This is a genomic window from Micromonospora endophytica (assembly GCF_003236305.1).
GTDB classification, from domain to species: domain Bacteria; phylum Actinomycetota; class Actinomycetes; order Mycobacteriales; family Micromonosporaceae; genus Micromonospora; species Micromonospora endophytica.
This window is the reverse complement of the sequence record NZ_POTX01000128.1, coordinates 1-17,112: the sequence shown is the minus strand read 5'-3', so window position 1 is coordinate 17,112 and position 17,112 is coordinate 1. Positions and strand designations below refer to the sequence as shown.

The 17,112-nt window shown below is 72.0% G+C and carries 19 protein-coding genes and 1 tRNA gene; 18 read left to right on the top strand and 2 right to left on the bottom strand.

Annotation, left to right across the window (positions count from 1 at the left end; all coding sequences use genetic code 11):
• The first annotated feature begins 12 nt into the window (after positions 1-12).
• Positions 13-1,617 (top strand): DUF885 domain-containing protein, encoded by a 1,605-nt coding sequence (locus C1I93_RS18475; protein ID WP_111244545.1) that lies wholly within the window; start codon positions 13-15, stop codon positions 1,615-1,617.
• A gap of 34 nt (positions 1,618-1,651) precedes the next feature.
• Here C1I93_RS18475 and C1I93_RS18470 read toward each other — a convergent pair whose 3' ends face one another.
• Positions 1,652-2,344 (bottom strand): hypothetical protein, encoded by a 693-nt coding sequence (locus C1I93_RS18470; protein ID WP_111244542.1) that lies wholly within the window; start codon positions 2,342-2,344, stop codon positions 1,652-1,654.
• Between the two features lie 221 nt (positions 2,345-2,565).
• On the opposite strand from C1I93_RS18470, the gene eno reads away from it, so the two are divergent.
• From eno to C1I93_RS18395, 15 genes are all read left to right on the top strand, one after another.
• Positions 2,566-3,849 carry a phosphopyruvate hydratase gene (gene eno / locus C1I93_RS18465; RefSeq protein WP_111244541.1) on the top strand — a complete coding sequence of 428 codons (1,284 nt, stop codon included), beginning with the start codon at positions 2,566-2,568 and terminating at the stop codon, positions 3,847-3,849.
• 29 nt (positions 3,850-3,878) lie between these two features.
• Complete coding sequence (locus C1I93_RS18460; protein ID WP_111244540.1) at positions 3,879-4,493, top strand: FtsB family cell division protein; 615 nt, start codon at positions 3,879-3,881, stop codon at positions 4,491-4,493.
• A 16-nt stretch (positions 4,494-4,509) separates the two neighbouring features.
• Entirely contained in the window at positions 4,510-5,067 is a 558-nt protein-coding gene (locus tag C1I93_RS18455) for a DUF501 domain-containing protein (protein ID WP_111244539.1), read from the top strand.
• A 47-nt stretch (positions 5,068-5,114) separates the two neighbouring features.
• On the top strand, positions 5,115-5,609 hold the full coding sequence (locus C1I93_RS18450; protein ID WP_111244544.1) for an amino-acid N-acetyltransferase: 495 nt from the start codon (positions 5,115-5,117) through the stop codon (positions 5,607-5,609).
• Between the two features lie 52 nt (positions 5,610-5,661).
• Positions 5,662-6,600, top strand: coding sequence for a Ppx/GppA phosphatase family protein (locus C1I93_RS18445; RefSeq protein WP_111244538.1), 939 nt, complete (start codon positions 5,662-5,664; stop codon positions 6,598-6,600).
• 110 nt (positions 6,601-6,710) lie between these two features.
• Positions 6,711-7,214, top strand: a complete 504-nt coding sequence (locus tag C1I93_RS18440; RefSeq protein ID WP_223256406.1) for an LppU/SCO3897 family protein — start codon at positions 6,711-6,713, stop codon at positions 7,212-7,214.
• Positions 7,215-7,419: 205 nt separating this feature from the next.
• Positions 7,420-8,106 carry a dienelactone hydrolase family protein gene (locus tag C1I93_RS18435; protein ID WP_111244536.1) on the top strand — a complete coding sequence of 229 codons (687 nt, stop codon included), beginning with the start codon at positions 7,420-7,422 and terminating at the stop codon, positions 8,104-8,106.
• Positions 8,099-8,839, top strand: a complete 741-nt coding sequence (locus C1I93_RS18430) for a uracil-DNA glycosylase (protein WP_309148206.1) — start codon at positions 8,099-8,101, stop codon at positions 8,837-8,839. The genes C1I93_RS18435 and C1I93_RS18430 overlap by 8 nt, the downstream gene beginning before the upstream one ends.
• A 19-nt stretch (positions 8,840-8,858) precedes the next feature.
• Complete coding sequence (locus C1I93_RS18425; protein WP_111244534.1) at positions 8,859-9,587, top strand: DUF4129 domain-containing protein; 729 nt, start codon at positions 8,859-8,861, stop codon at positions 9,585-9,587.
• On the top strand, positions 9,584-10,171 hold the full coding sequence (locus C1I93_RS18420) for a hypothetical protein (protein ID WP_111244533.1): 588 nt from the start codon (positions 9,584-9,586) through the stop codon (positions 10,169-10,171). The genes C1I93_RS18425 and C1I93_RS18420 overlap by 4 nt, the downstream gene beginning before the upstream one ends.
• Entirely contained in the window at positions 10,171-11,178 is a 1,008-nt protein-coding gene (locus C1I93_RS18415; RefSeq protein WP_111244532.1) for an AAA family ATPase, read from the top strand. The genes C1I93_RS18420 and C1I93_RS18415 overlap by 1 nt, the downstream gene beginning before the upstream one ends.
• Before the next feature lie 106 nt (positions 11,179-11,284).
• Positions 11,285-12,664, top strand: coding sequence for a DUF58 domain-containing protein (locus C1I93_RS18410; protein ID WP_111244543.1), 1,380 nt, complete (start codon positions 11,285-11,287; stop codon positions 12,662-12,664).
• Positions 12,664-13,227: a hypothetical protein gene (locus C1I93_RS18405; RefSeq protein WP_420811754.1), complete on the top strand. Its 564-nt coding sequence runs from the start codon at positions 12,664-12,666 to the stop codon at positions 13,225-13,227. The genes C1I93_RS18410 and C1I93_RS18405 overlap by 1 nt, the downstream gene beginning before the upstream one ends.
• 138 nt (positions 13,228-13,365) lie before the next feature.
• Positions 13,366-14,679, top strand: a complete 1,314-nt coding sequence (locus C1I93_RS18400) for an NAD(P)/FAD-dependent oxidoreductase (protein WP_111244530.1) — start codon at positions 13,366-13,368, stop codon at positions 14,677-14,679.
• A 153-nt stretch (positions 14,680-14,832) separates the two neighbouring features.
• Positions 14,833-14,913, top strand: a tRNA-Leu gene (locus C1I93_RS18395).
• 29 nt (positions 14,914-14,942) lie between these two features.
• Here C1I93_RS18395 and C1I93_RS18390 read toward each other — a convergent pair.
• Entirely contained in the window at positions 14,943-15,644 is a 702-nt protein-coding gene (locus C1I93_RS18390) for a TetR/AcrR family transcriptional regulator C-terminal domain-containing protein (RefSeq protein WP_111244529.1), read from the bottom strand.
• Positions 15,645-15,719: 75 nt separating this feature from the next.
• On the opposite strand from C1I93_RS18390, the gene C1I93_RS18385 reads away from it, so the two are divergent.
• Positions 15,720-15,947, top strand: coding sequence for a hypothetical protein (locus C1I93_RS18385; RefSeq protein ID WP_111244528.1), 228 nt, complete (start codon positions 15,720-15,722; stop codon positions 15,945-15,947).
• A 155-nt stretch (positions 15,948-16,102) separates the two neighbouring features.
• A complete protein-coding gene (locus C1I93_RS18380) occupies positions 16,103-16,936 on the top strand; it encodes a Bax inhibitor-1/YccA family protein (RefSeq protein WP_111244527.1) in 834 nt (277 codons plus the stop codon).
• The last annotated feature ends 176 nt before the right edge of the window (positions 16,937-17,112 follow it).

The following is a 17,112-nucleotide window of genomic DNA, read 5'->3' as shown; positions in this document are numbered from 1 at the left end:
GAGCGGTTCGAGGTGGTGGGGGAGCGGATCGTCGAGGCGCTGCTGGGGAGCCGGCCGGGGATCGCGACCTCGGTGGGGGACCACCGGTTCGACGACCGGTTGCCGGATTTCTCCGCCGATGCCCTCGGCAGCGACCGGGCGATGCTCTCGGACGCTGCGAGCGCGTTGTGCGAGATCGACGCGGACGCCCTGGACGTCGACGAGCGGGTCGACCACGCGCTGCTCGCCACCCTTGTCGACAGGCACCTGTTCGAACTGACCGAGATCCGGGCGTACGAGTGGGATCCGCTCGTGCACAACCCCGGCCCGCTGCTGCACGCCCTCGTCGCCCGCCCGTACGCGCCGGTCGAGGAACGGCTCACCGCCCTCGCCGGCCGGCTCGACGCCGTACCGGACGCGCTTGCGACCGCCCGCGCGACGCTGCGTGACATGCCCCGGATCCACGCCGAGACCGCGATCGGGCAGTTCACCGGGACGGCGGCGCTGATCCGCGACGAGGTGCCGGCGTTGCTCGCCCAGGCCCCCGCGCTGCACGACCGGGTCGCGCCGGCGGCCACCGGCGCGATCGCCGCGGTTGAGGAGTTCGTCGCCTGGCTCCGCGCCGGCCTGGCCGCCGACGCCGGTCCCGGCCGCGACCCGCGGCTGGGCCGCCGTCGCTGGGAGGCCCGGCTCTGGTACGCGCTCGACACCGAGCTGGGTGCCGCCGAGATCCAGCGGCGGGCCTGGGCGAACCTCGACCGGGTCACCGAGGAGATCCGCGCGGCAGCGGTCGAGCTGGTCGGCGGCCCGGCCGACGACGAGACGGTACGCCGGGCGCTGGACCTGCTCGCCGCCGAGCACCCGGACGACCACACCATCGTGGAACTGGCCTCGATCACCATGGACGAGGCGAGTGACTTCGTCCGCGCCCACGACTTGGTGACCGTGCCGGACGACAGGTGCGTGATCCAGGTGATGCCGGAGTTCGCCCGGGGCGTGGCGGTGGCCTACTGCGACCCGCCCGGCGCGCTGGAAACCGCCGACCTGCCCACGTTCTACTGCATCGCGCCCACCCCGGCGGACTGGCCGGCCCAGCGGGCGGAGTCGTTCTACCGCGAGTACAACGACCACATGATCCGCAACCTGACCGTGCACGAGGCGATGCCCGGCCACTTCCTGCAACTGGCCCATGCCCGACGACACGTCGGCTCCACCCGGGTGCGGGCACTCACCCGATCCGGACCGTTCGTCGAGGGCTGGGCGGTCTACGCCGAACAGGTGATGGTCGAGCACGGCTTCGGCGGCCTGCCGGTGCGGTTGCAGCAGCTGAAGATGCAGCTGCGGATGACCCTCAACGCGCTGCTCGATCAGCTCGTGCACTGCGACGACCTGCCCGAGTCGGAGGCGATGGCGCTGCTGACCGGTCGCGGCTTCCAGGAGGAGGGCGAGGCCGGCGGCAAGTGGCGGCGGGCCCTGCTCACCTCCACCCAGCTCTCGACGTACTTCGTCGGCTACCAGGAGGTCGCCGAGATCGCCGCGACCCGCCCGTACGACGTCCCGCTGCGCGACTGGCACGACGAGATGCTCGCGCACAACTGCCCACCCCCGCGCCATCTGCGTACGCTGCTCGGCGGGTGAGGCGGCGGGCGCCGGCCGGTCAGCCGGCGGCCGGTCAGTTGCCGGCGGGACGGCGGTCGACCACGTCGGCGCCGGGCGGCAGCTCGAAGGCGGACGCGTCGACCTGCGGCTGGTAGCGGCTCAGCGCCACCTCCACCGGCTCGCCGTCGACCTGACCGGTGAAGCTGCCCAGCGTTCCCTCCCCGGTCACGCAGGCGGTGAAGTTGTCGGCGTTCTGGCGGATGTCGACGCAGGTCGCGTGCAGGCCGGCGACCGTGGTGTCGCTCTGGGCGATCACCGCGCCCGGGTCGAGTGCCGCGTTGGTCAGCAGTCCCATCACCATCGGTGGGGTGATCAGCCCCTCGCGTTCCGCCTCGGTAAAGACGATCACCGAGGGTTTGCTGTTCGGGGCGGGAGGCGCCTCAAGGGTGCAGGTCGTCTCGTCGCCCTCGACGCCGCAGCGGGTGGTCGCCTCCTCGGTCACCGCGAGCTTGCCCTCCGGCCAGGTGTACGCCGAGCGGGCCGGATCCTGCGCCTGGCTGATGGTCGCGGTCTTCCCGCCGGGGAGCTGGTACTCCGCCGAGTAGGTCAACTCCAGCGCCCGGTCCATCCGGGCGGCGAGATCGTTGACGATGTCGGCCCGCCCCATCGTCCGTCCGGCGTCGTCCAGGGCCTGACAGCCGGTGACGGTGAGCAACGCGACGGCCGACACGGCGAGCGTACGGAGAGTGGTCGAGGCGGCGGGCATGGCGACCAGCCTGATTGATCGGATCCCAGTCGTGCAAACTCGTTGCCGGTTGAGGCCCGAGAATCCGGGAATGTCCGACCCGCCGGTACCAAGTGGTGGGCGGCGGCCCCCGCCCAGGCGCGGTGCGCAAGGGCGGGGACCGATACGCTGCGTTCAACACCTGCCTCAGCCGCACCGTCGCGGCCACACCGGACGAGAGCACACGAACGAGGAGCGACTCAGTGGCAACCATCGAGGTAATCGAGGCTCGGGAGATCCTGGACTCGCGGGGCAACCCCACGGTCGAGGTCGAGGTCGGGCTCGACGACGGCACGATCTCCCGGGCGGCGGTGCCCTCCGGCGCCTCCACCGGCGCCTTCGAGGCGATCGAGCTGCGCGACGGTGACAAGGGCCGCTACCTGGGCAAGGGAGTGGAGAAGGCGGTCGCCAACATCGAGGACCGGATCGTCGACCAGCTGATCGGGTACGAAGCCAGCGAGCAGCGGGTCATCGACCAGAAGATGCTCGACATCGACGGCACCGACAACAAGGCCGAGCTGGGCGCCAACGCCATCCTCGGGGTCTCCCTGGCGGTGGCCAAGGCCGCCGCCGGCAGCGCCGACCTGAGCCTCTTCCGCTACCTGGGCGGGCCGAACGCGCACCTGCTGCCGGTGCCGATGATGAACATCCTCAACGGTGGCGCGCACGCCGACAGCAACGTCGACATCCAGGAGTTCATGATCGCGCCGATCGGCGCGCCCAGCTTCCGGGAGGCGCTGCGCTCCGGCGCCGAGGTGTACCACGCGCTGAAGTCGGTGCTGAAGAAGAAGGACCTGTCGACCGGGCTGGGTGACGAGGGCGGCTTCGCCCCGAACCTGCCCACCAACGCCGCAGCCCTGGACCTGATCGCCGAGGCGGTGGAGAAGGCCGGCTACCGGCTGGGCACCGACATCGTCTTCGCCCTGGACGTGGCCGCCACCGAGTTCTTCGCCGACGGCAGCTACACCTTCGAGGGCGCGGCCAAGTCGGCCGAGGAGATGAGCGCCTACTACACCAAGCTCGCCGACGCGTACCCGATCGTGTCGATCGAGGACCCGCTGGCCGAGGACGACTGGACCGGCTGGCAGACGCTCACCGCCGCGATCGGCGACCGGGTGCAGATCGTCGGTGACGACCTGTTCGTCACCAACCCGCAGCGCATCGCCCGGGGCATCGCGGAGAAGGCGGCAAACGCCGTGCTGGTGAAGGTCAACCAGATCGGTTCGCTCACCGAGACCCTGGACGCGGTGGACCTGGCCCACCGGGCCGGCTTCAAGTGCATGATGAGCCACCGCTCCGGCGAGACCGAGGACACCACCATCGCCGACCTGGCGGTGGCCACCGGCTGCGGCCAGATCAAGACCGGTGCGCCGGCGCGGTCGGACCGGGTCGCGAAGTACAACCAGCTCCTGCGCATCGAGGAGGAGTTGGCCGACGCGGCGCGCTACGCGGGCGCGGGCGCCTTCCCGCGTTACCGTTCCGCCTGACGGCTGCGAGATCTCGGGGGAGGGATGTAATGCAGCAGCGCCGTACGCCGGGTGGTCAGCGCCCGGTCCGCCGGCCGGGTCACACCGGCCGGTCCGGCGCGGGCCGGGACGGCGGCGTCCGCGCCACGTCGCGCGCCGTCGCTGGCCGCGCGCCCTCGGCTGCCCGCGGTGCCGAGGCGGTACGCTCCGCCAAGCGGCCCGCGGCGGCCCGGCGTGCCGCGGCCGGTGGCGGTGCCATCCGGCGCACCGCATCCCCATCCCGAGGTCTGACCGGGCGCGCCACCGTGCTGTTCGCGGTGTTGATCGCGCTCGCGCTCGCCTACACCTATCCGGTCCGGGTCTATCTGGACCAGCAGGCCGACATCGAGCGGATGGAGGCCGCGCAGGAGGCCCAGCGGAAGTTGATCGCCGAGCTGACCACCGAGGCCGAGAAGTGGCAGGACGAGGCGTACATCGAGGCGAAGGCCCGGGAACGGTTCTTCATGCGCCGGCCCGGCGAGAAGATGGTGCTCCTGCTTCCTCCGCCGGATACCGCTGGCACCGGTGACCCTGACGCGCCGGCGCCGGCCGCCCCGCCGGACGCCTGGTACGACACCCTCCTGTCGAGCGTACGAGCCGCCGACACCCAGCAGACCGACGAGTGAACGAGGACAGCGCACAGTGACCGTCGTACCACCGCAGGAGCCGGCGGCGGCTTCCGTACCTGCACCGAAGCGGGAGCTGGCCACCGACGCCGACCTGGCGGCGGTGGCCGCGCAGCTCGGACGCACGCCCCGGGGCACCCAGGCGGTGGCGCACCGCTGCCCGTGCGGCCTGCCCGACGTGGTGGAGACGACGCCCCGGCTGGCCGACGGCACCCCGTTCCCGACGCTGTTCTACCTGACCTGCCCCCGGGCAACCGCGGCGTGCAGCCGGCTGGAGTCGGCCGGGCTGATGCGCGAGATGGCGGACCGGCTGGTCGCCGATCCCGAGCTGGCCGCCCGCTACCGTGCCGCGCACGAGGACTACCTGACCCGCCGGGAGGCGATCGCCGAGGTGCCGGAGATCGCCGGCGTCTCCGCCGGTGGCATGCCCGGCCGGGTCAAGTGCCTGCACGTTCACCTCGGGCACGCGCTCGCCGCCGGGCCGGGGGTGAACCCGTTCGGCGACGAGGTCCTGGCGCTTGTCGAGCCGTGGTGGGCGGCGGGTCGCTGCGTGGACGTGCCGGAGACCGAGTGAGCGCCGACGCCGCCCCTGCCGCCGACGCGGCCAATCTCGACGACTTCGTGGTTCGGCGGGCCCGCACCGGGGACGTACGGGCGATCCGGCGGCTGGTGGACACCTACACCGACGACCGCCGGCTGCTCAGCAAGGCGACCGTGACGCTCTACGAGGACGTGCAGGAGTTCCGGGTGGCCAGCCGGGTCACCGACGGCACGGTGGTGGGCTGCGGCGCGCTGCACGTGATGTGGGAGGACCTGGCCGAGATCCGCACCGTCGCCGTCGATCCCTCCTGCCGGGGTCGGCGGATCGGGCACCGGATCGTCGCCGAGCTGATCGGGGCGGCGCGGGAGCTGGGCGTGGCACGGATCTTCGTGCTGACCTTCGAGACGCGTTTCTTCGGCTCGTTCGGTTTCACCGAGATCGACGGCGCCCCGGTGCCGCAAGCGGTCTACGAGCAGCTGCTGCGCTCGTACGACGAAGGCGTCGCCGAGTTCCTCGACCTGGAGCGGGTCAAGCCGAACACGCTGGGCAACACCCGCATGCTGTTGCGGCTCTGACCCCGGGCCGGGTCACCGCCGGCCGGGTAGGGTGGCCCGCGTGACGACGCGCGTGGCTGCCATCGACTGCGGTACGAACTCCATCCGGTTGCTGGTCGCCGACCTGCCCGACCCCTCCGCCGGGCCCACCGCGCCGCTTGTGGACGTGTGCCGCCGGATGGAGATCGTCCGGCTGGGGCAGGGCGTGGACCGGACCGGACAACTGGCCCCGGAGGCCATCGAGCGCACCCGGGTGGCGCTTGCCGAATACGCCGCCGAGATCGAGAAGCTGGGCGTCGAGCGGGTGCGGATGTGCGCCACCTCGGCCAGCCGCGACGCCCGCAACGCTGCCGATTTCCGGACCATGGTCGAGCAGACCCTGGGTGTCGCGCCGGAGGTGGTGAGCGGCGACGAGGAGGCCCGCCTCTCGTTCACCGGCGCGGTCCGTGGGCTGCCCGCCGACGCCCGACCGCCGTACCTGGTGATGGACATCGGCGGCGGCTCGACCGAGTTCGTCGTCGGTGACCGCGACACCGGTGTGCGGGCGGCGGTCTCGATGGACATCGGCTGCGTGCGGATGACCGAGCGGCACCTGCACGGCGACCCGCCCGGCCTGGACGAGATCGCCGCCGCGCGGGCCGACATCGCGGTGGCGGTGGACCGGGCGCTGGAGGTCGTACCGGGCCGCGAGGCGGCCACGCTTGTCGGGCTCGCCGGGTCGGTCACCACAGTGGTGGCGATCGCCGAGGGAATCACCGAGTACGACCCGAGCCGGATCCACCACGCCCGGGTGTCGTACGAGCGGGTGGCGGAGGTGACCGCGGAGCTGCTGGCGATGAGCCGTGAACAGCGCCTGGCGATTCCGGTGATGCATCCGGGCCGGGCCGACGTGATCGGTGCGGGGGCCCTCGTGCTCCAGGTGGCGATGGAACGGTCCGGCGCGGACTCGGTGGTCGCCTCGGAGCACGACATCCTCGACGGCATCGCCTGGAGTATCGGGTCGACCGAGTGACGGTCCCTGCGGCGGCGAATTGGCTGAACGGTGGAGGTGCGCGGGACAACGCGCCACGTTGATGATCGTTACGGTGTCGTCTGCTCGTTCATCCCTCGGAAGGAACACCCGTGTCAGAGCAGGCAGCACCTGCGTCCACGTCGGACGCCCCGCAGGACCCGCCGGACGCACCGGCACCTCAGGCGGAGGCGGACGCACCGCAGCCGCCCGCCGAACCGGAGCAGCGCTCCGGCGGCGGTAAGAAAAAGCTGCTCGGCATCGTCGGCGCGATCGTGGCCATCGCGGTTGTCGGCGGCCTGAAGTTCGGCCTCGGCACGCTGCTCGCCGGCGAGGACGAGGCGGCCGAGGCGAAGACCGGTGACTGCATCGCGGAGCTGTCGGCGGACGCCGTCGGTGAGGAGCAGACCGAGGTCGACGGGGCGAAGGTGGTGGCCTGCACCGACAGCACGGCGGTGTACAACGTCGTCGGCCGGGTCGACGGGCAGACCGAGGCGCAGGCCCGCACCGGCGAGGCGTGCGACCCGTTCTTCAAGGAGAGCGACGACGGTTACGTCTTCTCCAGCATCAAGCCGGGCAGCACCGGCTATCTGCTCTGCCTGACCAAGCGGGCCTGAGCGGGCGCGAGCGTCGATCCCCACCGGCGGCGGCGCGGACCCTGCCGCGCCGTCGCCGACGTGGTCAGGGTCACCGGCATGCGAACGGGAGGTGAATGCCACTCCTGCGCCATCTTCCCGGCGCGGTCACGGCGTGGCAGGCTACCCGCACGAATCACCACTGGGCGACCAGCCAACGATGACTGACCGCTAGGAGGACAGGCCGATGGGCGAAATGGTTACCTACCGTGTCGACGGAGGGAACGCAGCGGGATATCTCGCGATACCCTCGACCGGTGCGGCCAGCCCCGCGATCATCGTCATCCAGGACTGGTGGGGTCTGGCGCCCCACGTGCGGGCCGTCGTGGACCGCTTCGCCGAGGCGGGTTTCGTGGCTCTGGCCCCCGACTTCCGGCACGGCGGGCCGGCGAGCAAGCCGAGTGAGCCGCGGCAGATGCTGAACAGCGCCCAGATGGACGAGGCCGCCGCCGACATCGCCGCCGCCGCCGAGTACCTCGCCGGGCGCGATGAGGTCACCGGAAAGGCCGGTTGCGCCGGCTTCTGTGCGGGAGCCAGCCTGGCCCTGTGGGCGGCGAGCCGCACCGAGCGGATCGTCGCCACCGCCGCCTTCTACCCCCGACTGCCGTGGGAGGGGATGCGCGCCGAGTGGCCGAACTACGCGGGCAAGGCGGCCCTCATCCACTGCTCCGAGGCCGACGGCACCTCCGCCGACCCCGGGGTGCAGGCCGTACGCCAAGCCGTGGAGCGCGCCGGCGGCACCTGCCAGCTGCACGACTACCCGGGCACCGAGCACGCCTTCTTCAACGAGGACCGGCCGGAGAAGTTCGACCAGCGCGCGGCCAGCAGCGCCTGGGCCCGCACCCTCGAACTCTTCCGGGCCAAGCTTGGCTGAGCCGCGTACTCCCGCCCAGGTGGTCGTCCGCGCGGCGCGGGCGACCGACCTGGCCGACCTCGACGCGGCGGTCAGCGACTGTTTCGCCTGCCCGCGCCTTGTCGAGTGGCGGGAGGAGGTGGCCCGCACCCGTCGGGCCGCCTTCCGGGACCAGGAGTACTGGGGTCGACCGGTGCCCGGTTTCGGTGATCCGGCGGCCCGGATCGGGATCCTCGGCCTGGCCCCGGCCGCGCACGGCGGCAACCGCACGGGTCGGATCTTCACCGGTGACCGCTCCGGCGACGTGCTCTTCGCCGCGTTGCACCGGGCCGGGCTGGCCAACCAGCCGACGAGCGTCGCCGCCGACGACGGGCTGGCCCTGCGACACACGAGGATCTTCGCGGCGGTGCGTTGCGCGCCGCCGGACAACAAGCCCACCCCGGCCGAGCGGGACACCTGCGCGCCCTGGCTGCACCGGGAGGTGGCGCTGGTCAGGCCCACGCTGCGAGTGGTGGTCGCGCTCGGCGCGTTCGCCTGGGCCGCGTGGTGGCCGACGTTGCGTGAGGTGTACGCCTTGCGTCCGCCCAGCCCGCGACCGGCGTTCGGCCATGGGGCACACTGGTCCGGCACGGCTGTACCGGAACTGCTCGGCTGTTACCACGTCAGCCAGCAGAACACCTTCACGGGACGGCTGACACCGGGAATGCTGGACGAGGTGTTCGCCCGGGCGAAACGGTTGGCCGGAGTGGACTGAGGCTGCGGGGCGGTGACACATGGCGACGGAGTTCCTGCGCAGGTTCTGGCCGCTCGCGACGGTGATCGGCCTGCTCGCCGTGGTCACCCTGGCCGCCGCGAACTCGTCGATCGGCGCGAGCCGCGTCCCGCCCGTCGCCAAGGACGCGCCGTTCGTCCTGCAGTACCCGACCGAGAACCCCCCATCGTCCATTGCGGCCGAGCCCCGGGAGGCCGCCGAGTCGACCCGTACGCAGCTCCCGTCCTGGCTCGGCCCGGCGATGCTGGTGCTGCTCGGCGCGGTACTGCTGGCCATCTTCGGCTACCTGCTCTGGTCGTTGGCACGCGGCGTGGCGCATCGGGTCACCCGCAGGTTGCCCACGTCACCGGCACGGCGCAGCGCCGAGGGCACCGCGCGTGAGGTGGTGGCCGCCGTCGATGCCGGTCTGACCGAGCTGGACGACCGGTCGACCGATCCGCGTACCGCGGTGATCGCCTGCTGGGTCCGGCTCGAGGAGGCAGCCGGCGCCGCCGGCGTTCCCCGGCTGACCGGCGACACCCCCACCGACCTGGTCACCCGGCTGCTCCGCGGCGACGAGTCCGCCGGGGTGCCGGCGATCGTCAGCGCCGACGTGCTGGGGGAATTCGCGCACGTCTACCGCGAGGCCCGCTACGCCACCCGGCCGGTGGACGAACGCACCCGCGATCAGGCGCGTGCGGCGCTGCGTCGGCTGCGCGGCGAACTCACCGAGGCCGAGGTGACGGCGTGAGCCGGGCCAGCATCGACGACCTGCTCAGCTTCGAGGAACAGCGGCCGGTCCCGACCGGACGGCGTGAGGGTGGGTGGCTGCGAGCCGTGCTCAGCACGCTCGGCATCACCGCCGCCGCGGCCGTGGTGATCGTCGCCGGGTTGCGGGCGGTCGGGTTGCGGGTGTCACTGCTGGTGCTGGTCACCGCGGTGCTCGTCCTGCTGCTGGTGCGCCGGATCGTGGCCAGGCTGGAGCCACCGCCGAAATCCCGCCGCCCCGGCGGACAGTCCCGGGGTGGGGAGGAGGACGGCATGTACAACTGGGCGGCCCGGGACGCGTTGCGCAGCGCAGTGAACGACTGGGAAACGCCCCTGGAGTGGTCCAAGACCCGACCGGAGCGGTTCACCGACGTGATCCTGCCCCGCCTCGCCGAGTTGGCCGACGAGCGGCTGCGCCTGAAGCACGGAGTGACCCGCGAGTCGGATCCGGGCCGGGCCCGGACCCTGCTGGGCGACCGGCTGTCGACGTTCCTGGAAACCCCGCCCCGTCGCACCCCCTCGCCGCGCGACCTCGCGGCGATCGTCGCCGAACTGGAGAAGATCTGATGAACGACGTTGGCCGGACCATGCCCCCCACGGAGGTCGGTCACCTCGCGCGGTCGGTGCTGGACGCGGTGGGCCAGGTCGTGGTCGGCAAGCGGGACGCCCTGGAACTGGTCCTCGCCGGCATTCTCGCCGGTGGTCACGTGCTGCTGGAGGATCTGCCGGGCCTGGGTAAGACACTCACCGCGCGGTCCCTGGCCCAGGCCCTCGGGCTGGACTTCCGCCGGCTCCAGTTCACCCCCGACCTGCTGCCCGCCGACGTCACCGGCTCCTTCCTGTACGACCAGCGCAGCGGCGACTTCACCTTCCGCGCCGGGCCGGTCTTCACCAACCTGCTGCTCGCCGACGAGATCAACCGGACCCCGCCGAAGACCCAGTCGGCGCTGCTGGAGGCGATGCAGGAGAAGCAGGTCTCGGTGGAGGGCGTCACCTACCGGCTGGACGAGCCGTTCCACGTGCTCGCCACCGCCAACCCGATCGAGTACGAGGGCACCTACCCGCTGCCGGAGGCGCAGCTGGACCGGTTCCTGCTGCGGGTGTCGTTCGGCTACCCGGATCAGGACGAGGAGTGGGAGGTGCTGCGGCGACGGATGGCCCGCCGGCGCGAGGAGGCCGAGATCAAGCCGGTCGTCGACGCCGCCACGCTGCGCGCCATGCAGGCGGCGCTGGAGGACGTGGTGGTGGAGGACTCGATCGGCCGCTACATAGTGGCGCTCACCGCGGCCACCCGGGAACACCCGTCGGTGCTCGTCGGCGCTTCGCCGCGCGGCTCGCTGGCGCTGTTGCTGCTGGCCCGGGTGCGGGCCGTGTTCTCCGGCCGCGACTACGTGGTGCCCGAGGACGTGAAGGACGTGGCGACACCGGCGCTGGCCCACCGGATCACCCTGCGACCGGAGATGTGGCTACGACGGGTCGACCCGTCGTTCGTGGTCGGCGAGGTGCTCGACAGCACACCGGCACCGGCCAGCGGCGCGTTGCCCAGCTACGCCGCCGGGCGTCAGGGGCACTGAATCCGTCGTGACCACTGAGCACCGATCAGCACCGGAGCCCGGCGGGGTCGTGCTGCGTCCGGCCGCGCCGGACGGCAGGAGCGCCGGGTCCGCCGCATCCGCGGCGATCAGGCCGGACGGCGGGGCCGGGCGCGGCTGGACGCCCACCCGGGCGCTCGGTCGGGCCGTGCTGCTCACCGGCCTGCTGCTGGTCACCGCGGTGCTGCTGGGCCGGGTGGACCTGGTCGTGCTCGCCGCGCCGTTCGCGCTGGGCACCGCGTACGCGCTGCGCCGCCGTCCGACCGAGCAGCCTCAGGTGCTCATCGGTGCCGAGGAGGGGCAACTGGTCGAGGGCGGCGAGCTGACCGGCACGATAAGCGTCGGCAACCTCGACCCGGTGCCGTACGACGTGGCGGTGCTGCGTACCCGGGTCTCGCCCTGGCTGCGGGTGGAGCGGGCCACGTTCGCCGGTGGCCCGGTCGGCGGGCGGGGCGGCACCGACGGTCGTCCGGCGGTGGCCGACCGGCCGTTCGTCACCTCGGTCGCCCCGCAGACCGCCGTCGACCTGGAACTGGGTGGCACCGCGCTGCGCTGGGGGCGGCACCCGATCGGTCCGGCCGGTGCCCGGGTCGCGGCCGCGCAGGGGTTGTTGGTCTCGCGGGTGGTGATCGCCGAGCCGGTCCGGTCCAAGGTGTACCCGAAAACCGAGCCGTTCGAGGCGGTCGAGGCGATGCCGCGCGCCGCGGGGCTGGTCGGCGCCCACCACTCCCGCCGTCCCGGCGAGGGCGGTGAACTGGCCGGGGTGCGGGTCTTCGCACCCGGCGACCGGTTGCGCCGGATCGACTGGCGGGTGTCGCTGCGGACCCGGCAGTTGCACGTGGCGTCCACCCTCTCCGACCGGGACGCCGAGGTGGTGGTGCTGCTCGACGTGCTCGCCGAGGCGGGCCGCTCCGGTGGGATCGCCGGCACGGCGTCGGTGCTGGACACCACGGTCCGGGCCGCCGCCGCCATCGCCGAGCACTACCTGCACCGGGGTGACCGGGTGGCGCTGCTGGAGTACGGCCCGAGCGCCCGCCGGCTGCGGCCGGCCACCGGGCGGCGGCAGTACCTGACCGTGCTGGAATGGCTGTTGGAGGTGAAGGCGCAACCCTTCCCGCAGGCGGTGGACGATCAGGCCTTCGGCCCGCAGCTGCTCTCGCCCGACGCGCTGGTGGTGGTGCTCACCCCGCTGTTGCAGGAGCGGTCGGCGCAGATGCTGGCCCGGATGGCCCGCTCGGGGCGGTTCGTGGTGGCCGTGGACACCCTGCCGGCAGACCTGCCGTCGCCGAAGGAGCGGGGGTGGGCCGAGGTGGCGTACCGGCTGTGGCGGCTGGACCGGGACACGATGATCATGCAGTTGCGGGAGCACGGGGTGCCGGTGGTGCCGTGGGTCGGCGCGGGCAGCCTCGACCAGGTGCTGCGCGACGTGGCCCGGCTGGCCACCGCTCCCCGGGTGGGCAACCGATGATCGCCTCGCTCACCGGCCGGGTGCGGGCGCTGCGTACCACGGTCAGCCGGATCACCCTCACGCCGCTGCTGATCCGGCTCGGGATCTTCCTCGCGGCGCTGCTCGGCCTGCTCCTGGCGTACCCCGCCGAACTGGTCGCGGGGCAGGCGCTCGGCGCCCTGGTCGTGGGCGCGCTCCTGCCCGCGCTGGCGCCACGCTGGTTCTGGCCGACCTTCGTGGCACTCGTCACCGTGGCCGGATGGCTGCTCGCCACCGACGGGTACGACCGCCCGATCGCATTGTGGCGACTGTTGGCGGTGGCGGTGGCGCTCTACCTGACGCACACGCTCGCCGCGCTCGCCGCGCTGCTGCCGTACGACGCGGTGGTCGACCCGGACCTGATCGTGCGTTGGCTCACCCGGACGGCGGGCGTGTTGCTCGCCACCTCGGTGCTCGCGGTGCTGCTGCTCGAACTGGCCCGCATCGGCGGCGGCGGGGCCGGCTGGCAGGCGGTCACCGTCGCCGGTCTGCTCGTCGCGTGCGCGGTCACCGCCCTGCTGGCCTGGCTGCTGCGCCGACGGTGACGCCCGAGGCCACCGGGACATTTGTGTCCGCAGTGCCCTGAGCGGCCTAAGTTGCCCAGGTCACAGCGGGGTTGTGTTCGGTCACAGAAGGGGGCCGGGAGCGGGATTAGTGCCGCCAGTGGGGGAAAGATGGTAGACGTGAATCCGAAGCGGATCCTTGTGGTGGGCGCCGGGCACGTCGGTCTCTACGCGGCGCTGCGCCTGTCGAAGAAGCTCAGCTCCCGTGAGGCTGAGGTCATGGTCGTCGACCCCCAGCCGCACATGACGTACCAGCCGTTCCTGCCCGAGGCATCGGCGGGAAACATCTCCCCGCGCCACGCTGTGGTGCCGTTGCGTCGCGAGTTGCGCCGGTGCACGGTGGTGGCTGGTGCGGTGACCCGGATCGACCACAGCCGCAAGACCGCCACCGTCCAGCCGATCGTGGGCCCGACCCGGGAGATCCCGTACGACCACGTCGTGGTGGCCCCCGGCTCGGTCTCCCGGACCCTGCCGATTCCCGGGCTGCACGAGCACGGCATCGGGTTCAAGACCATCGGTGAGGCCATCTACCTGCGCAACCATGTGCTGGAGCAGCTGGACGTGGCCGCCGCGACCACCGACCCGCAGGTGCGGCGCCAGGCGCTCACCTTCGTCTTCGTCGGCGGCGGGTACGCCGGCATCGAGGCGCTCGCCGAGATGGAGGACATGGCCCGGGACGCGCTGCGGTACTACCCCGAGCTGAAGCCGTCGGACATGCGCTGGGTGCTCGTCGAAGCCACCCAGCGGGTGCTGCCGGAGGTCGACCGGGACATGGGCGCCTACACGGTGCAGCAGTTGCTGAAGCGGGACATGGACATCCGGCTGGACACCCGGCTGGAGTCCTGCGTCGACGGGGTGGTCAAGCTCTCCGACGGAGACAGCTTCACCGCCAACACCATCGTCTGGACCGCCGGGGTGAAGCCTTCGCCGATGCTGGACGCCACGGACTTCCCCCGCGACGACCGCCGTCGGGTCACCTGCCTGCCCACCCTCCAGGTGGTCGACGGGGACCAGGTGATCGAAGGCGCGTGGAGCGCCGGCGACTGCGCGGCCGTACCGGACCTGACCAAGCCGCCGGGCAACTACTGCTCGCCGAGCGCGCAGCACGCGGTGCGGCAGGCCCAGCGGATGGCCGACAACATCGTCGCCGTGCTCCGGGGCCGGGAGCCGGTCGACTACAAGCACAAGCACGCCGGCAGCGTGGCCAGCCTTGGGCTGCACAAGGGCGTGGCCCAGGTCTACGGCATCAAGATGACCGGCTGGCCGGCGTGGTTCATGCACCGGACGTACCACATGAGCCGGATCCCGTCGTTCAACCGCAAGGTCCGGGTGGTGGTCGACTGGACGCTGGCGTTCGTCCTCAAGCGCGAGGTCGTCGCCCTCGGCCAGCTCCACGACCCCCGCGAAGAATTCGCCGAAGCCTCCCGGAAGTAAGGAGGGGCCCCTTCTTAACGCCTCAGGTAGAGGAGGGGCCCCTTATTAACACACGTCCCCGGTTCCGCCGGGGTAGCCGCGCGGGACGCCGCATCCGCCGCGAAACCGCTACCGTGGCACTGCACCGCGCGTCCAGTGCGCGTCGGGTCACCCGCCCGGGTGGTGGAACGGCAGACACGGCCGCCTTAAAAGCGGCTGCCGCAAGGCGTGCGGGTTCGATTCCCGCCCCGGGCACGCAGCGTGGCTCACCTGGCTGACCTGGCTCACGGTACGGCGAGGATGGCTTCCACCCCGCGCGTGAACAGCACCTCGTCGCCCCACTGCTGGTCATCCAGATGACCGGACGCGACGAGGGTGGGATAGGCGGTGGGATCCGAGGTGATCCGCCGTCGCGCCTGCGCGCGGGCTTCGGGGCCGGACTGCCGCCAGGTGGCCTCGGTCAGCGCGGCACCGATCACGTAGTTGGCCAACAGTCGTACGGTCACGGCCAGCCGGACGCCGGTGAAGCCGCCACGGACCAGCGCCGATTGCAGGAACTCGGTGCGGGCGAGAACGTTCGGGCCGAGCATCGGCCGCCCGACGAGGCCGGGCGCCCACGGATGCCGGAGCATGACGGTACGCCATTGCCCGGTCAGCGCCCGTACGTCGGCTCGCCAGTCCCCACCGGCGGCCGGAAGCCGCACCTCGGCGAAGATCTCGTCCACCGCCAGGTCGAGCACGTCGTCCCTGGTGGCGACGTGCCAGTAGAGCGCGGTCGAGGTGACCGCGAGCTGCTGTGCCAGGCGTCGCATCGTCAGTCCGGCGACGCCCTCCGCGTCGAGCAGGGCCACCGCCGCCGCGATGATGCGTTCCCGGCTCAGTCGATTCCGGCGCGGCGGGCGCTCGTCCGGACGCAGCCAGACGCTGCCGGGCCCGCGGCTGCTCCGGCCGGGGACGGACGGCGTACGGAATTCGCTCGCGCTCATGGCTGCCACCCTATTACCGTGCTGAGGAAAGTTAACGCTGTTAAGTTGCTTGTGCACCGTGCAGGAGACCGTCTGATGCCTCTGATGCGGATACAGCTCGACAGTGACAAGGGCACCGCCCGCCGGGTCCTCCAACTCCACCTCGCCGGAAAGATCCACTACGAGTCCCGGGACGCCGCCCGGGACGAGGTCTGGCGTCGTGGGCGTACGCCGGCCGCCGAACCTGTCTTCGTCGGTGTCACGAACGGCGAGCCGGTCCGGCTCGTCTACGACGTCCAGGTCTGCCTGGACATCACCGGCTGATCAGGGCCGTCCGGGGCGGGCGTGAGCAGCCTTGCGGGCAGGTCAGCGGGCACTCTCAGGCTTCCCTCAGCTTTCCGGTGACCAACGGGCTGGCGCGGACGTTTACTCTTATAGCGCGCGTTGACGTGCCACGACCCCCTTAGGGAGGCCAGACAGTGAAGACCACGAACCCGGTACTCGCCCGGCTCGGCCAGGCGGCCGAGCGGGAGCGTGCCACCGGGTACGCCCCGAACGGGCCCTACGGACAGCCCGGATACCCCCAGCAGTACCCGCCGCAGGCCGGTTACCCCGGTGCACCCGGCTCCCCGTCCGCTCCGTCGGCGGTCACCCCGATGTCCATCGACGACGTGGTGGTCAAGACGGTCACGCTCCTGGCCATCCTCGGCGTCTCCGCCGCTGCGGCCTGGATGCTGGTGCCCGACGCGCTGCTCGGTGTCGCCTGGATCGGCGCGGCCGTCGTCGGTCTGGTGCTCGGTCTGATCATCTCCTTCTCCCGGATGGCCAACCCGGCGTTGGTCGTCGCGTACGCCGTCGTCGAGGGCGTCCTCGTCGGCGCGGTCAGCAAGTTCTACGAGTCGCTGTTCGACGGCATCGTGCTCCAGGCGGTGACCGCCACCTTCGGCGTCTTCTTCGTGATGGCCATGCTCTACCGGGCGCGGGTCATCCGGGCCACGCCGGCGTTCACCAAGGGCCTGATCGCGGTGATGGCGGGTCTCTTCGCCGTCATGCTGATCAACCTGGTGCTGGCGATGTTCGGCGTCAACACCGGCCTGCGGGACGGCAGCCCGCTGGCCATCGGCTTCAGCCTGGTCTGCATCGTGGTGGCCGCGTTGAGCTTCGTGCTCAGCTTCAAGGAGGTCGAGGACGGCGTCCGGATGGGCCTGCCGCAGCGTTACTCCTGGGTGGCCGCGTTCGGCATCCTGGTCAGCCTGATCTGGCTCTACATCGAGCTGCTGCGCCTGCTCAGCTACTTCCAGGGCGACGACTGACAAACGCCCCGGCGACCGACCGGCGCCCGTTCCCACCCGGGATCGGGCGCCGTCGTCGTCCCTGCCCACCCCTCAGCTCGCCGATCATGCACTTTCTGTCTGGACAAATCGCCGCATAGGGTGCGAATAGCCGACCACAACTGCAAGATCGACGCTCGGTGGGGGTGGGTAGGGTG

What these genes read in the sequence shown, in the direction of transcription:
- C1I93_RS18425 (WP_111244534.1), top strand. Translation starts at nt 8,859, where the DNA reads ATGGCGACGGAGTTCCTGCGCAGGTTCTGGCCGCTCGCGACGGTGATC.
- C1I93_RS18390 (WP_111244529.1), bottom strand. Translation starts at nt 15,644, where the DNA reads ATGAGCGCGAGCGAATTCCGTACGCCGTCCGTCCCCGGCCGGAGCAGC.
- C1I93_RS18470 (WP_111244542.1), bottom strand. Translation starts at nt 2,344, where the DNA reads ATGCCCGCCGCCTCGACCACTCTCCGTACGCTCGCCGTGTCGGCCGTC.
- C1I93_RS18415 (WP_111244532.1), top strand. Translation starts at nt 10,171, where the DNA reads ATGAACGACGTTGGCCGGACCATGCCCCCCACGGAGGTCGGTCACCTC.
- C1I93_RS18435 (WP_111244536.1), top strand. Translation starts at nt 7,420, where the DNA reads ATGGGCGAAATGGTTACCTACCGTGTCGACGGAGGGAACGCAGCGGGA.
- C1I93_RS18460 (WP_111244540.1), top strand. Translation starts at nt 3,879, where the DNA reads ATGCAGCAGCGCCGTACGCCGGGTGGTCAGCGCCCGGTCCGCCGGCCG.
- C1I93_RS18385 (WP_111244528.1), top strand. Translation starts at nt 15,720, where the DNA reads ATGCCTCTGATGCGGATACAGCTCGACAGTGACAAGGGCACCGCCCGC.